This window comes from Xanthomonas sp. BRIP62418, from assembly GCF_003993495.1.
GTDB lineage: Bacteria > Pseudomonadota > Gammaproteobacteria > Xanthomonadales > Xanthomonadaceae > Xanthomonas > Xanthomonas euroxanthea.
Genome location: NZ_QEZG01000036.1, coordinates 99,179 through 112,896 on the forward strand (window position 1 = coordinate 99,179; position 13,718 = coordinate 112,896).

General features: G+C 60.5%; 11 protein-coding genes and 2 pseudogenes. 11 read left to right on the forward strand and 2 right to left on the reverse strand.

The annotated features are described in order from the left end of the window. Positions 1–51: 51 nt before the first annotated feature. The 8 genes and pseudogenes from EO174_RS10750 (at position 52) to EO174_RS10785 (ending at position 7,745) form a co-directional block, all read left to right on the forward strand. On the forward strand, positions 52–1,308 hold the full coding sequence (locus EO174_RS10750; protein ID WP_126944464.1) for a 6-phosphofructokinase: 1,257 nt from the start codon (positions 52–54) through the stop codon (positions 1,306–1,308). A 561-nt stretch (positions 1,309–1,869) separates the two neighbouring features. Continuing rightward, positions 1,870–2,625 carry a hypothetical protein gene (locus EO174_RS10755; RefSeq protein WP_126944467.1) on the forward strand — a complete coding sequence of 252 codons (756 nt, stop codon included), beginning with the start codon at positions 1,870–1,872 and terminating at the stop codon, positions 2,623–2,625. Between the two features lie 50 nt (positions 2,626–2,675). Further along, complete coding sequence (locus tag EO174_RS10760; RefSeq protein WP_126944470.1) at positions 2,676–3,791, forward strand: type IV secretion system protein; 1,116 nt, start codon at positions 2,676–2,678, stop codon at positions 3,789–3,791. Positions 3,792–3,860: 69 nt separating this feature from the next. Continuing rightward, the gene (locus tag EO174_RS10765; RefSeq protein ID WP_126944473.1) at positions 3,861–4,361 is read left to right on the forward strand and encodes a DUF4189 domain-containing protein; all 501 of its coding nucleotides are present in this window, start codon (positions 3,861–3,863) and stop codon (positions 4,359–4,361) included. A 534-nt stretch (positions 4,362–4,895) separates the two neighbouring features. Then, the gene (locus tag EO174_RS10770; RefSeq protein WP_119127975.1) at positions 4,896–5,480 is read left to right on the forward strand and encodes a hypothetical protein; all 585 of its coding nucleotides are present in this window, start codon (positions 4,896–4,898) and stop codon (positions 5,478–5,480) included. Beyond that, positions 5,477–6,823 carry a hypothetical protein gene (locus EO174_RS10775; protein WP_119127420.1) on the forward strand — a complete coding sequence of 449 codons (1,347 nt, stop codon included), beginning with the start codon at positions 5,477–5,479 and terminating at the stop codon, positions 6,821–6,823. The genes EO174_RS10770 and EO174_RS10775 overlap by 4 nt, the downstream gene beginning before the upstream one ends. Positions 6,824–6,915: 92 nt before the next feature. Continuing rightward, positions 6,916–7,032, forward strand: a pseudogene (locus EO174_RS22915) (Type IV secretion system protein virB6); the annotation flags it as partial. A gap of 140 nt (positions 7,033–7,172) precedes the next feature. Further along, a pseudogene (locus tag EO174_RS10785) lies at positions 7,173–7,745 on the forward strand (hypothetical protein). A 354-nt stretch (positions 7,746–8,099) separates the two neighbouring features. On the opposite strand, the gene EO174_RS10790 reads toward EO174_RS10785, so the two are convergent. After that, the gene (locus EO174_RS10790) at positions 8,100–8,621 is read right to left on the reverse strand and encodes a hypothetical protein (protein ID WP_119127417.1); all 522 of its coding nucleotides are present in this window, start codon (positions 8,619–8,621) and stop codon (positions 8,100–8,102) included. Positions 8,622–8,869: 248 nt separating this feature from the next. Between EO174_RS10790 and EO174_RS10795 the strand changes: the two genes are divergently transcribed. Further along, positions 8,870–10,897, forward strand: a complete 2,028-nt coding sequence (locus EO174_RS10795) for a sodium-translocating pyrophosphatase (RefSeq protein WP_126944479.1) — start codon at positions 8,870–8,872, stop codon at positions 10,895–10,897. Positions 10,898–11,169: 272 nt separating this feature from the next. Here the strand turns inward: EO174_RS10795 and EO174_RS10800 are convergent, their stop codons facing one another. Continuing rightward, the gene (locus EO174_RS10800) at positions 11,170–11,658 is read right to left on the reverse strand and encodes a hypothetical protein (protein ID WP_119127413.1); all 489 of its coding nucleotides are present in this window, start codon (positions 11,656–11,658) and stop codon (positions 11,170–11,172) included. Positions 11,659–11,856: 198 nt separating this feature from the next. On the opposite strand from EO174_RS10800, the gene ppa reads away from it, so the two are divergent. Both ppa and EO174_RS10810 read left to right on the forward strand, forming a co-directional pair. Continuing rightward, complete coding sequence (gene ppa / locus EO174_RS10805) at positions 11,857–12,393, forward strand: inorganic diphosphatase (RefSeq protein WP_002804918.1); 537 nt, start codon at positions 11,857–11,859, stop codon at positions 12,391–12,393. A 113-nt stretch (positions 12,394–12,506) separates the two neighbouring features. Beyond that, a complete protein-coding gene (locus EO174_RS10810; RefSeq protein WP_164739760.1) occupies positions 12,507–13,655 on the forward strand; it encodes an HDOD domain-containing protein in 1,149 nt (382 codons plus the stop codon). The last annotated feature ends 63 nt before the right edge of the window (positions 13,656–13,718 follow it).

Here is a 13,718-nt window from a genome sequence, read left to right on the forward strand (position 1 = left end):
TGTCCCGGCACTGTCCCCTGCGCCATCTCCCATGTAAGGAGCCCGTCCCCTATGTCCACTGGCAACTTGCTGTACGCCCAATCCGGCGGCGTCACTGCCGTCATCAACGCCACCGCCGCCGGTGTGATCACCGAGGCACGCGCGCGCAAGATCAAGGTACTGGCCGCACGCAACGGCATCCTGGGCGCCTTGCGCGAGGAGCTGATCGACACCTCGAAGGAGTCTGCCGCCACGATCGCCGCACTGGCGCAGACTCCGGGCGGCGCGTTCGGCTCGTGCCGCTACAAGCTCAAGTCGCTGGAAGAAGACAGTGCCAAATACGAGCGCCTGCTCGAGGTGCTGCGCGCGCACGACGTGCGCTGGTTCCTCTACAACGGCGGCAACGACTCGGCCGACACCGCGTGGAAGGTCTCGCAGCTGGCCAAGGCCTATGGTTACCCGCTGCACTGCATCGGCGTGCCCAAGACCATCGACAACGATCTGGCGGTGACCGACACCTGCCCCGGCTTCGGCTCGGCGGCCAAGTACACCGCGGTGTCGGTCCGCGAGGCCGCACTGGATGTCGCCGCCATGGCCGACACCTCCACCAAGGTCTTCATCTATGAGGCGATGGGCCGCCACGCCGGCTGGCTGGCCGCCGCCGCAGGCCTGGCCGGCCAGGGCCCGGACGATGCACCGCAGATCATCCTGCTGCCCGAGCGTGCCTACGACCAGGCCGCCTTCCTGGCCAAGGTCAAGCAGGTGGTGAACAAGGTGGGCTGGTGCGTGGTGGTCGCCAGCGAAGGCATCCAGGACGCGCAGAGCCGTTTCGTCGCCGATGCCGGCGGCGCGACCGACTCGTTCGGCCATGCGCAACTCGGCGGCGTGGCCTCGTTCCTGGCCGCGCAGGTCAAGCAGGAACTCGGCTACAAGGTGCACTGGACGCTGCCCGATTACCTGCAGCGTTCCGCACGCCACCTGGCCTCCAAGACCGACTGGGAACAGGCCCAGGCCGCGGGCAAGGCGGCAGTGCAATACGCCCTCAAGGGCATGAACGCGGTGATCCCGGTGATCGAACGCGTCAGCGACGCGCCGTACCGCTGGAAGATCGTGCCCGCCCCGCTGCACAAGGTGGCCAACCACGAAAAGAAGATGCCGCCCAGCTTCCTGCGCAAGGACGGCTTCGGCATCACCGAGCGCGCCCGCCGCTATTTCGCCCCGCTGATCAAGGGCGAGGCGCCGCTGGCCTACGGCAGCGACGGCCTGCCGAAGTACGTGACGCTGAAGAATGTGGCGGTGGCGAAGAAATTGCCGGTGTGGGAGGGCTGACAGGGGGAGCATAGCCTCCAGCCCGGGCGCCCGCGGCACCGCTGGCGCTTCGGCGGCGCAGGGGTGCAACCGACTCCGGCTGTTGAAGCCAAGGGCGTGTGTGGATTGCCGTCCGATCCGGTTGAGTCCGTGCCGCACCCGCTGCCTACTGACCGGGGCTGGCAAAGGAAAGGGCTACGCAGGCAAATGCCGCGATCGACTGTAGGGATTTTCCTACACAAACGGGCAGAGCAAGCCGGGCCGCGCCCGGACGGCTCCCCCCAGGAGTACAGCCTGACCTCATTAGTAGAATTTTGGTTAAGTGTGTGCCACAGTTCGCACCAAACCTGCCTCATCGCGCATAAGGATCATGGCCCAGCAGGCAATCATCCCCCAACGCCCCAAGGCGGCAGTCCCTGTCGCAGGGCGCTGTGTGCCGAGGAAGCGGCCTCACTCATTCGCAACGAGCCGATCATCTATAAAGCCAGCGCTGTCTGCTGACCAAGTATGCGGCCGTCACCTCTGTCCGCTGCCACTGTTCCCGCTACCCAATCTATACCGAAAAGATCGACGAGACTCGCCATGACCGTACGTTCCCTCCGCCATCCGATTTCCCGCCTTGCCGCCGGCCTGCTGCTCAGCATCGGGCTGTGTGCAGGGTCTGCCAACGCGCAGGTGGTCGTTACCAACCCTACGGGTATGGCAAAGGACCTCAAGGAATATGCGGAACAAGCCAAGCGATGGACCGAGACGATCAAGCAGTATCAACAGCAGCTGCAGCATTACCAGCAGCAGCTCATCAAGTTGCAGCGCCTGCAGTTCAATGAGCCCCAACTGGAAAACAACTTTGTCTTGCGCGATTTGAGTCATGGACTGGACGCTTACTGCCCCGGCGCTTCCGGCATTGCGGGCGTTTTTGAAAAAATGGTGCCGATTTCATTGGGTTCGCTTACTGGCAACGATTTGCAGAAAACGCAAAACGAAATTTGCAAGCAAATTGTGGTAGCACAAAACTCGCAGTACAACGAGGCGATTTTGATGATCCAGCGCCTTGTGGAACGCTCCAGAGACTTCGAACGTGTGCAACGCCAGCGCGATGGAGGGGGAGACAAGCAGGGTGCGCTCGCTGCGAACGACAACGAAGTTCAGCGTTATGCGGCACGCAACGCGATGGAACTCAGCCACTGGGAAGCCAGGATGAAGGCCTATGACATTTACATCGCAGGCCTCAAGAGTGACCAGACTCTGCTGGCCAAGCGGGCGCTAGAAGGTGACAAGGGCGACATCCTCGGACAGGTCATCCAGGCAGCTGCTTTAAAGATTGCGCTGTCCAAGTAAATGAATTAGCAGGCAACCAAAGCCTCATTACGGTACATAGGCAGACAGCAATGAACGTTTTTTTTCAGGGCGGGATGAACTGGTTGCAGCCGCTGGCGGACGCCAACCTCGGCGACTTCGTTTTCTTCAAACTGGTCAGCGATTATTTCAACCAGGAAATCCAGGAGTTCGGCCTCGATTTAATGAAGGAAACCATGAAGTGGGTCAGCACGATCGCGCTGACGGTAACCACGCTCTGGATCCTGATTCTGGGCTATCGTATCGCCACCGGGCAATCGCGCGAGAGTGCGATGGCCACCATGATCAAGGCGGCCAAAGTCGCCATCATCATCAGCGTGGCCTCGGTGGTCGGGGCCAACGGGGCCATGCTGCACCAGACGATGACCCAGAACCTGGACAAGGAAATCCACGGTCTGTTCACCGGTGACGACGACAGCACCGCTGAGGATGCCATCGACGACAACCTGGCCTACACCCAGATCGCCTTGGCGGCGCTGGATGCCGTCCGGGTGGATGCCAGCGAGCCGGAGATGCTGGAGAAAAAAGGCAGGGCCGTGATGCTGGCGGGCTTCGGCACCGCTAGCCCACCGATGGCCGCTGGCGCGATGCTGCTGCTGTTCAAGTTCACCATGGCCTTCTTGATCGGCGTCGGGCCGATCTTCATCCTGGCGCTGGTCTTCGACCAGACCAAGGACCTGTTCAAGAAGTGGCTGTTCTACCTCATCGGCACCTTGTTCTCGATGGCTATGCTGTCGGTGGTCACGGCCATGGTGCTTAAGTTCACCGCGAAGGTGGCCGCGGCCTACTGGGCGGTCAAGTTCATAAAATTCGGCGATGCCGAAGGCTTGTCCAGCCAGGCCCTGCAGCAAGGCGGCATCGGCCTGATCATGACCATGCTCATCGTCACCGTCCCCACCATCGCCGCCGCCCTATGGCAGGGCAATATGGGCACGTTCATGGCCTACTCCGCGTTCAACAACACAGCAGCGCCAGGCCCCCAGGGGCAGCCGGCTGGGTCGTATATACCACAGCAGGTAGCGAAGAGCGAAGAAAGGTCAGCAGCGACTAATTCATCGCTCCACTCTCAGGCGACCAGAGTAACCCAGACGGCACCAGCCCAACTGACGCAACCAGCCGGATCACGCGGACAAGCTGGTCAGGAATGATGATCTGAGTACCTGATCGAATCTCGACATAAAAAATGGCTTTTTTTAATACTTACAGGCGACATTGCCATGAGATTTCTTTTTCCGCTATTTTTTTTCCTCTTATTTCTTCCAACAATCGCTATTGCTCAGGGTTGTCCTCCAGGGCAATATCAAATCGGCGGACAAGGTGCTGTTGGGTGCGCACCGATGCAAGGAAATTCAGTTCAGCAGGAAGCACGTCCTAGCGGGAAATGGATAAAGACATGGGGGGCAATTGCAAGCGACGGAGCAGACGATTTGGGTGTGTCTACAGGGCGACTAAAAAAATCAGAAGCAGAGCAAGAAGCAATCGGAAATTGCCAAAACACCAGCAATAATAAATGTTATATAATTCACTCCTATAAAAACCAATGCGCAGCGGTTGCTGAACCAAGCAGACTAGGCCGCATTGAGCGAGCTTCTTCAAACGGGCCATCCATCGAGATAGCGAGCAGAGATGCGCTAAGTCTCTGCCAAAAAAGAAATTCCGGTGATGATTGCAAGGTCATCTACAAAGAATGTTCGGAGCCTATTTTCAAACAATATTGATTACAGGACGCTACAATAAATAATTGCAATTAAAACATAGCTATTAGGAAAATTTTTGCACCATTTCGCAACCACTCACTTCTGAGTCCAAATGTATGGCGCTCGTTATGAGTGGCCCATACTGCAACAACGATTGTTGCACCTTTTGCATGCGGGAGTATAAATCTATTATTGGCTTCCAGTCGCCATGCACTGATGTATGTACGGCCAGCAAGCCGCCCGAAGAAACCAACCGCTTACTGCATAATAATTGGTGACTGGTGTATCCATGGCTTTGTCGCTTTGCAAGGCATGACCAGTTCGTCTGTAATGCGTTGATCGACGGCTTGGCTTTTGAGCCTCTGCTGACCCTGTCACATCGGATTGGCGCGCTGGCGCGATGCCAGCATTGGCGCGGATCTCCGAATTCGCGTCTAAACTGCGTATCTTCATTGCGCAATGTCCGCATGCAGCAGAAGCATCTCCATGACCCCCAAAATTATCGGCCGCTTTGCTTTCCTCCTCGTGCCCTTCTTTTTTGCAGGATGCAAGCCCATGAATGCCCCCGGCGAACCTTCGTCTCCCTACAACGTCGACACCGATCCGGTCTATCAGAAGAACCCGCATCCAGTGCAGGCGTATCGCATCACCATGATGATTGAAGATGCGCCAGGGCCCTTTGACTGGATCTCAGGCACGGCGTTTTACGAAATGACCAACCGCGATGCCTGCACGCCTTTTGATCGTTCGCTGGGCATGTCGACAAAGCAAAAAGAGGATGCAATTCCCATACACTTCGAGAAGCGTGATGCATCCACCTATGTGGCGACGATCTATGCCGATGGCATGGTCGATGCAGACTACTACGGCAAGGGCATGTGCGTATTTGAACTCAATGGAGTTGGCATCTCATTGAAAGCCACTGGAAAGAAAGAGGAAACACGATTTCAGCCAGTCCTCTTTAAGAGCGAGATTCATAGCTCAGCACCCAAGATCACCTATTTCTGGAAAGGTCGTTACCCCAAGGAAGATATGGAAAACTTCCCGGATGGCGGTCGACTTTCTGTCGATCAATTCAATGATGACGCGCGAAACAACATCTTCAAAGTCACCTTGACTGCAGAGAGGGTTCAGTTATGAGCCTCACAAGCCAGCAATATGCAGCGCTTTCGAAGGATGTTTACGACCGCCCCAAGGAAGTCGGAGCAAACAGCAGCCCAGTAGATATTGGCGGAATTTCTTATCGCCGCCTGGAGTATGCCGATAGCGCATCCGGCTACCAGGGCATCATTTATCAACGGATCGACACAAACGAAATCATCGTTGCTCATCGAGGAACAGAATTCGAGCGTCAACCAAAACAAGATGGTGCCCACGCGGATGGTGGCATGGTTGCAGCACGTCATAACCGCCAGGTGGAGGATGCGCTTGAACTGACACAACACGCGTTCGCTTATGCGCAAAAAATAGGCAAGGATGGAGCGGCCCCGGCAGTCACCGTCACCGGCCACTCGCTTGGCGGCGACTTGGCGCAGGTCACGGCACATCACTACGGCCTAAAGGGCGAGACCTTCAACGCCTACGGCGCCGTCAGCCTAGACCGGCGCATCCCCGAAGGCGGCACCGATGTATTCAATCATGTGATGGCTGGCGATGCAGTCAGTGCTGCAAGCAAGCACTACGGTCAGGTGAGGGTCTATGCCTCGTCCCGAGAGATCGCCTTGCTGGAAAAGGCTGGCTACGAAAATACCCATGGCGTGTTGGATGCGCGAAATCCAGCTGTAGCCATCCCGCTCGGTGACTCACACCGCATCCATAACTTCCTCCCGGTGGATTGCAAAGGCAATCCGGATCGCTCGGTGCTGGAAGATCCCAAATCTCTGCAGTTGGCGCAGCAATATGCGCCGATGATCGACAAGTACCGTGCTGATGTGGCACTGCTGCGGAGCGGCCTGACTCTGGCATCGCGCCACCTGCAGTCCATGAGCGTGGTCGATGGCATCAATCACCTGCGCGGCACGCTGGCCCCCGGTGCCGGTGCAGCGGAGATGGCAGCCGAGCGTTGGAGGGAAACGCAGCAGCGCATGGAGCGCGAAGACAAGCCAGTCTATGTAGCCCCTGGCTGGAAGCTGCCGCTCGGCACTACTCCCGAGCGCTGCGTAGATCCGGGCGCGCCGGCTCTGTCCAATGATCCGTTGTACCGTTCCATCCACAGCAAGTTGCCACAAGGCACGTCCGACGCCGTAGCCCTGCATGCCACTGTGGAAGCCAAGCGCGCAGGCATCGTCAACGTCGACCAGCTGCGCAGCGTGACGGTGCAAGACGGCAATGCCTGGATCGTCGGTAACACGCCGGGCTTCCGGGCCAAGATCGATCTGGCAGCCGAAGTACCACCTGTGCAGGAAAGTTTGCGCCAGTCACAGGCTTTGGATACGCAGCGATCGCAGGAGATTTCCCAGCTCTCGCCTGCGCGTGTACTCTGAGAACTATTGTCCTTGCAGCAGAGCGCACGATGCGTATGCAAGCAACCACTGCAGGTACTGGCTTTAATCCCTGCGCCAGCTCTGAGACAGGCGGCCTGGAGTTGATGAGCCGTGCCATGAAATGGGTCAGCACGATTGCGCTGACGGTAACCACGCTCTGGATCCTGATTCTGGACTACCGCATCGCCACCGGGCAATCGCGCGTCAGCGTTGGTTTCAGCTTGGCAGTTTAACCGATAATCCGGCTCTTGAACTCTTACGAACTTCCAAACTCGTGTTATCGAGCTAGCGTAGCGTCAAAAGTAGCGCCCCCAAATGCGTGTCAAAGCTGCGTATCTTCTATCGCGCAATGTGTGCATCGTCAAAAACTGACGCGACGACCAGCGATCCGGTCTACCGAAAAACCCCGCATCCGACGCAGGCGTATCGCATCACTTTGAAAATGAAGATGCGCCAGGGCCGCTTGACTGGATCTCGGGTACGGCTTTACCAGATGACCAACCACAAGCAATGCACGCCAATCGAGCCCATCGCTGGTGTGGGGAGCAAGCCTGATGAGGACGGCATCCCCATCCACCTTGAGAAGCGCTATGCATCCACATACGTCACGACGATCTACGCCGATGGCATGGATGATGCGGACTACTATGTCAAGGGAGTCTGCCGATGGGAACTCACCAGCATAGATGTTTCGTTAAAGGCTACCGGGAAACACGAAGAAACCAGGTTTCAGCCAGGCTTATACAAAGATAAATTATGGAGCGGCATTCCGGCTACGACCTATTTCTGGTCAGGTGGGTATCCCGAAGATGAGATGAGCAACTACCCCGACTCGGGCCACTCAGACCCAAGTCAATTCAAGGAAGATTTGCGCAAGCAGTTGTTCAAGGTGACTTTGTTAGCCAGAAAGGACGCACCATGAAAATTCACACCAGAAGCAGAATGTAAAACTGTTTATACAGCCTACTCTGAACCAGTTTACAAAGAAATTGGCCTTTGCGCATATTCTTAAATAGTAAGGTAATATTTACATTAATTTCATCCGTGCGTCAGGCCTTGGGAAACGAAAACCCCGTTTCCCGGATGTCGCAGCAGATGACAGGTGCGCACGCCTGCGGCGTCAGCGGCACCTATTAATTGTAAGCGGCTGACAAAAGCGACAGGCATCTGCCAGGTGAATGCGTATGGCGGGTACTGGGCATGCAAGTTATGTATGCGACTCGCGAACACCAGCCGCATCCACCTGACGGCTGTGAAGCAGGCCTCCTCGCAGCGCCTATTGACAGGCCTTGCCTTCCATCGTCTGCTGCGCAGCAAACATCGGCACCTGCGGGATCTTTCCTGCAGCGGCCTGTTGCTTCGCATCCTCCAGGTAGATGCGCGACTGGCCTTGGCCATCGAGCTGCGGCTTGGCCTCCACCGGCTTGCGCCAGACGCGCACCACCGCCTGCTGCGCGGGGCAGGCTGCGCTGGGGACGCGGATCACATCGTTGAAGATCCAGCCAGACGCGACGCTGGGCGCGGCCTTGGCGAAATCCACGAAGCGTGCACGCGGCTGGCAGGTGGGACTGCTGCGCACCACCGACAACGTATACGGCTGCGCGGCATTGCCGGTGAACACGCCTTCCAGGCGCGCGCAGGCCTCGGGAATCTGGCGCAGGGTGTGCACGGCGCCGACCGCTTGCGCGGTGCCGGCTGGACGCTGCTTCAATTCCGGCGTCGGTTCGGCAGCGAGCGCTTGGGCGCTGAGCAAGACTGCAGCGATCGTCACGGCATATTTTGCGGCATGGTTCGACATCGTCACTCCTGGATCGGCTCGATCACGTTGGCCGCAGGCTGTCATGCCGCAACTGAACGACGCGCCAAAGCCGCAGTGGTGGCAGCGGCGCAAGCCGCGGCGCATACTCGCCCGCAATCCGGCCACCTGAACATCGCGACGCGCATTACGGTCCCCATGGCCGTCGAGTCCGTATTCGCCACTCCACTCGCTGCGTGCATCGCCCTTGGTTCGTCCGACCGGACGACATCCATTCTCTGGGAGGGGTCATGCTGGAACACTACGGGTTACTACTTGCGCTGGGCTGTGCAGTCCTGGCAATCGTCTATGGCGGTATGTCGGCACGCTGGGTGATCGCGCAGCCGAGCGGCAATGCACGCATGCAGGAGATCGCCGCCGCAATCCAGGAAGGCGCACGCGCGTATCTCAATCGGCAATACCTCACCATTTCGATTGCCGGCGGCGTGCTGTTCGTCCTGGTCGGGCTGTTTCTAAGCTGGTACACCGCCGTCGGGTTTGCGATCGGCGCGGTGCTGTCGGGGCTGGCCGGCTATATCGGCATGAACGTGTCGGTCCGTGCCAACGTCCGTACGGCCGAGGCCGCGCGGCATGGCATCGGCCCTGCGATGGATGTGGCGTTCCGTGGCGGTGCCATCACCGGCATGCTGGTGGTCGGCCTGGGATTGCTCGGTGTCGCCGGTTACTACGCGCTGTTGCAAGCGGTGGGACTGCCGCTGGAGCGCAACCTGCATGCGCTGGTGGGGCTGGCATTCGGCTCGTCGCTGATTTCGATCTTCGCGCGCCTGGGTGGCGGTATTTTCACCAAGGGTGCGGACGTGGGCGCGGACCTGGTGGGCAAGGTGGAAGCCGGTATCCCCGAGGACGATCCACGCAACCCGGCGGTGATCGCCGACAACGTGGGCGACAATGTCGGCGACTGCGCCGGCATGGCGGCGGATCTGTTCGAAACCTATGCAGTCACCGTGATCGCCACGATGCTGCTGGGCAGCCTGACGCTGGCCGAAACAGGGCCGCAGGCGGTGCTGTACCCGCTGGTGCTGGGTGGTGTCTCCATCATCGCTTCGATCGTGGGCGCCTCGCTCGTCAAGGTCAAAGCAGGCGGCTCGATCATGGGCGCGCTCTACAAGGGCGTGATCGTCTCCGGCGTGCTGGCCGCACTGGCCTACTGGCCGATCACCCAGTCGCTGATGCGCGACAACACGCATGGCGCCACCGCGTTGTATGCGTGCGCCTTGATCGGCCTGGTGCTCACCGGCCTGATCGTCTGGATCACCGAGTACTACACCGGCACCCAGTACAAGCCGGTGCAGCACGTTGCCGCAGCAAGCACCACCGGCCACGGCACCAACATCATTGCCGGGCTTGGCGTCTCGATGAAATCCACTGCGTTGCCGGTCATTGCGGTGTGCGCGGCAATCTGGGGCGCGTTTCATTTTGGCGGCTTGTACGGCATCGCGACCGCAGCGACTGCAATGCTGTCGATGGCCGGCATGATCGTGGCGCTGGATGCGTACGGGCCGATTACCGACAACGCCGGCGGCATCGCCGAAATGGCCGAGTTGCCGCCGGAAGTACGCAACATCACCGATCCGCTGGATGCGGTGGGAAACACCACCAAGGCGGTCACCAAGGGCTATGCGATCGGCTCGGCCGCGCTGGCCGCGCTGGTGCTGTTTGCCGACTACACGCACAACCTGCAGGCGGCCAATCCCGGCCAGGTATTCGCCTTCGACCTGTCCGACCACACCGTGATCATCGGTTTGTTGATCGGCGGCTTGATCCCGTATCTGTTCGGTGCGATGGCGATGGAAGCAGTGGGACGCGCGGCAGGCGCGGTGGTGGAAGAAGTGCGTCGCCAGTTCCGCGAGATCCCCGGGATCATGGCCGGCACCGCCAGGCCCCAATACGACCGCGCGGTCGACATGCTGACCCGCTCGGCGATCCGCGAAATGATCCTGCCCTCGCTACTGCCGGTGGTGGTACCGGTGGTGGTCGGGCTACTGCTGGGGCCACGGGCACTGGGCGGATTGTTGATTGGCACGATCGTGACCGGCCTGTTCCTGGCGATTTCGATGACCACCGGCGGCGGAGCCTGGGACAACGCCAAAAAGTACATCGAAGACGGCCACTTCGGCGGCAAGGGCAGCGAGGCGCACAAGGCCGCCATCACCGGCGACACGGTAGGCGACCCGTACAAGGACACCGCCGGGCCGGCGATCAATCCGCTGATCAAGATCATCAACATCGTGGCCTTGCTGCTGGTACCGCTGCTTTGAGGGCGACGTGCCGCAAGCCGCGGGCTGACCGAAGGTGACGGAGCGGGACCCGGAACGTGCCAACGCACGCCCCGGGTCCCTACGCCACGCCAGGCCCGACGACTGCCTGCGGTGCTTACCTGACCACCGCGGACAAGCCCATTGGCCTGCCGCGTGCGATGTTGGCGTGCTGCATAGCTCGATCGCCAAAGCCGCGCCTGCCCCGGTGCTGCCCGGACGCAGTCACTGCACCAGGCAGCCCGCAGCGCAACAGCCTGCGGTGCGGCATGTACTCAAAGGCAACCGATCAGGCCGTCATAGATCGGCGGCGCGCCGCCGGGCAGTGGCTCGAACAGCGGATTATTCACCGACAGGGTGCGATACATCTCGTCCAGGCGCGTCCCGGCCTTCAGTGGCGCCGTGCAGCGCCAGACCCGGCTGTCCGAGCGCAGATACCCGCTTTGGGGGTCGACGCTGACCTCGCTGGCGCCGAAGGTCCAGATGCAGCTGCGCACCACCCCGCTCACCCGATGCACCGAGCAACGGAAGCGCAGCGGCTGGTAGTCGCTGAATTCGCCGCCGCAAAAGGTATCGCCGCAGATCTGGTCGAAGTCGTGCTCCAGGCGCTGTTCCAGATCGACAAAGGCCTCCCAGCCCTCGCCGTTGGCGGGCCAGTCAACCGCGTCGACGAAGACCGGCGGTGACGCAGGCGTCGCCGCACCAGCGAGCTGGGCGGCACCGCAGAGCAGCAGCACAACAAGCAAACGCACGAGCTTGAACATGGCAGTTCCCGAGCAGTGGAGGAGCCTGCAGCGTGCGCCGCGCCGCGCGCCGCGTGGATCGGAGAGCTCCCCGGGATGAATGCGGGCTATGCCGCATGTGGCGGTCAGAACATTGCCCATTCAGTGTCGCTGCACCGCAACAGCCGAACGCGTAGAATCGCGCTCCACACACTAGATGACGTCTCGGGAGTTACGCGCATGGGTCTTGAACTGGTCACCTCCGGCAAGAATCTGCCGGAAGAAATCAACGTCGTCATCGAAATTCCAAAGGATTCGGAGCCGGTCAAGTACGAAGTGGACAAGGCCAGCGGCGCGATCTTCGTCGACCGCATCCTGTCCACCCCGATGCGTTACCCCTGCAACTACGGCTATGTGCCCAACACCCTGTGTGGCGACGGCGACCCGGCCGACGTGCTGGTGGTGCTGCCGCTGCCGTTGGTGCCCGGCTCGGTGGTGCGTTGCCGTCCGGTCGGCGTGCTGCGCATGAGCGATGAGGCCGGTAGCGACGAGAAGATCCTGGCGGTGCCGATCGAGAAGATCTTCTCCGGCTACGCGCATATCGAGGATATCGACCAGGTGTCCAGCCACTGGATGGAGCGCATCGGTCATTTCTTCGAGCATTACAAGGACTTGGAGAAGGGCAAGTGGGTCAAGCTGGATGGTTGGGGCGGCGCGGCCGAGGCCAAGCGCATCCTGGTGGAGTCGGTGGAACGCTATAATTCCGACGCACCCTGATTCAACGACCGTGATGCAGCCCCGCAACCGCGGGGCGATCGGGATCACGCTTTTGGCGTGATCCCGGTGACCGCCAGCGGCAGATTGGGTACATTGCCGACAGCGTTTGGCCGGTGTCTGCCACCGGTGACTCTTGGGGAAGTGTCTTGCGTATTCTGTTTGTTGGGGACGAAGCCAGTCTTCCGTCCGAACTGAGCGACTACGTCGCTGATCTGGGTGATCAATGGCAGGTGCAGCAGGTGGCCGATGGTAATTCGGCCATTGAAGCGGCTGCGTTGTCGCCGTTCGATGCGGTCATCGTCGCCCCCGTCTTGCCCGATCTTACTTCCGCCACGCTGCTGGGGCAGATCCGTACACTGCGGCCGGACACCATCCGCATCGCCTTGATCGATGCCCGGGATGGCCAGCGCACGCCGCCGGCGCGCATCATTGGCGTGGCGCACCGCTTCCTGCCGATGCCGCTGGCCCCGGAAGTCCTGCTTGAAGCCATCACCAGCCTGGAAGAACTGCGCGATCTGCTCAGCAATCCGCGTCTGCGCGCTGCGATCGGCCGGATCGAAAAACTGCCGTCGCCACCGCACCTGTATCTGAGCCTGATGCATGCCCTGGAAGAGGACGAAGGCACCGATGCGGCCGATATCGCCAAGCTGATCGCCGGCGATCCGGCGATTGCGGCCAAGGTACTGCAGCTGTGCAATTCGGCCTTCTTCTCCGGCGGCCGCAGCATCACCGATCTGCGCACGGCAGTGACCCGCCTGGGCGTGGCCACGCTGCGCGACCTGGTCCTGGCCAGCGAAGTGTTCTCGGTGCAGACCCTGACCCCGGCCGAGCGCAACGCGATGCAGCGCCGCGCCCTGCTCTCTTCGCGCCTGGCGGCCAAGGTGTTGCCGCCGACCAGCGCAGAACTCGGCTCCACCGCCGCGCTGCTGGCTGACATCGGCCTACTGCTGCCCGGTGTGCGCGACGAGCGCGAACCGGCGCTGGAAGGCGGTGACGATCGCCTGGGCCACACCGAGGCCGGCGCGTACCTGCTCGGCCTGTGGGGCCTGCCGATGCCGATCATCGAAGCGGTGGCCTTCCATCGCCACCCGCAGCGCTCCAGCCTGCGCAGTTTCTGGGTGACCGGCGCGGTGCATGTGGCGACCGCATTGGCCAGCGGCGAAACCGTGGACGAAGAGTACCTGTCCAAGGTCGGCGTGCTCACCCGCCTGCCGGCCTGGCGCGAACAGGCCGATACCTTGCTGGGGCTTGCCGAGGCCTGAGAGCAGCACCAGGTTGATGCAACAGGAAAGGCGCGACGTGGTCGCGCCTTTTTCTTTGGCGTT

Bases quoted from the DNA above. Each gene is read 5' to 3' on its own strand.
- EO174_RS10775 (WP_119127420.1), top strand. From the start codon at position 5,477: ATGAGCCTCACAAGCCAGCAATATGCAGCGCTTTCGAAGGATGTTTAC.
- EO174_RS10800 (WP_119127413.1), bottom strand. From the start codon at position 11,658: ATGTTCAAGCTCGTGCGTTTGCTTGTTGTGCTGCTGCTCTGCGGTGCC.
- EO174_RS10790 (WP_119127417.1), bottom strand. From the start codon at position 8,621: ATGTCGAACCATGCCGCAAAATATGCCGTGACGATCGCTGCAGTCTTG.
- ppa (WP_002804918.1), top strand. From the start codon at position 11,857: ATGGGTCTTGAACTGGTCACCTCCGGCAAGAATCTGCCGGAAGAAATC.
- EO174_RS10755 (WP_126944467.1), top strand. From the start codon at position 1,870: ATGACCGTACGTTCCCTCCGCCATCCGATTTCCCGCCTTGCCGCCGGC.
- EO174_RS10770 (WP_119127975.1), top strand. From the start codon at position 4,896: ATGAATGCCCCCGGCGAACCTTCGTCTCCCTACAACGTCGACACCGAT.
- EO174_RS10765 (WP_126944473.1), top strand. From the start codon at position 3,861: ATGAGATTTCTTTTTCCGCTATTTTTTTTCCTCTTATTTCTTCCAACA.
- EO174_RS10760 (WP_126944470.1), top strand. From the start codon at position 2,676: ATGAACGTTTTTTTTCAGGGCGGGATGAACTGGTTGCAGCCGCTGGCG.
- EO174_RS10750 (WP_126944464.1), top strand. From the start codon at position 52: ATGTCCACTGGCAACTTGCTGTACGCCCAATCCGGCGGCGTCACTGCC.
- EO174_RS10795 (WP_126944479.1), top strand. From the start codon at position 8,870: ATGCTGGAACACTACGGGTTACTACTTGCGCTGGGCTGTGCAGTCCTG.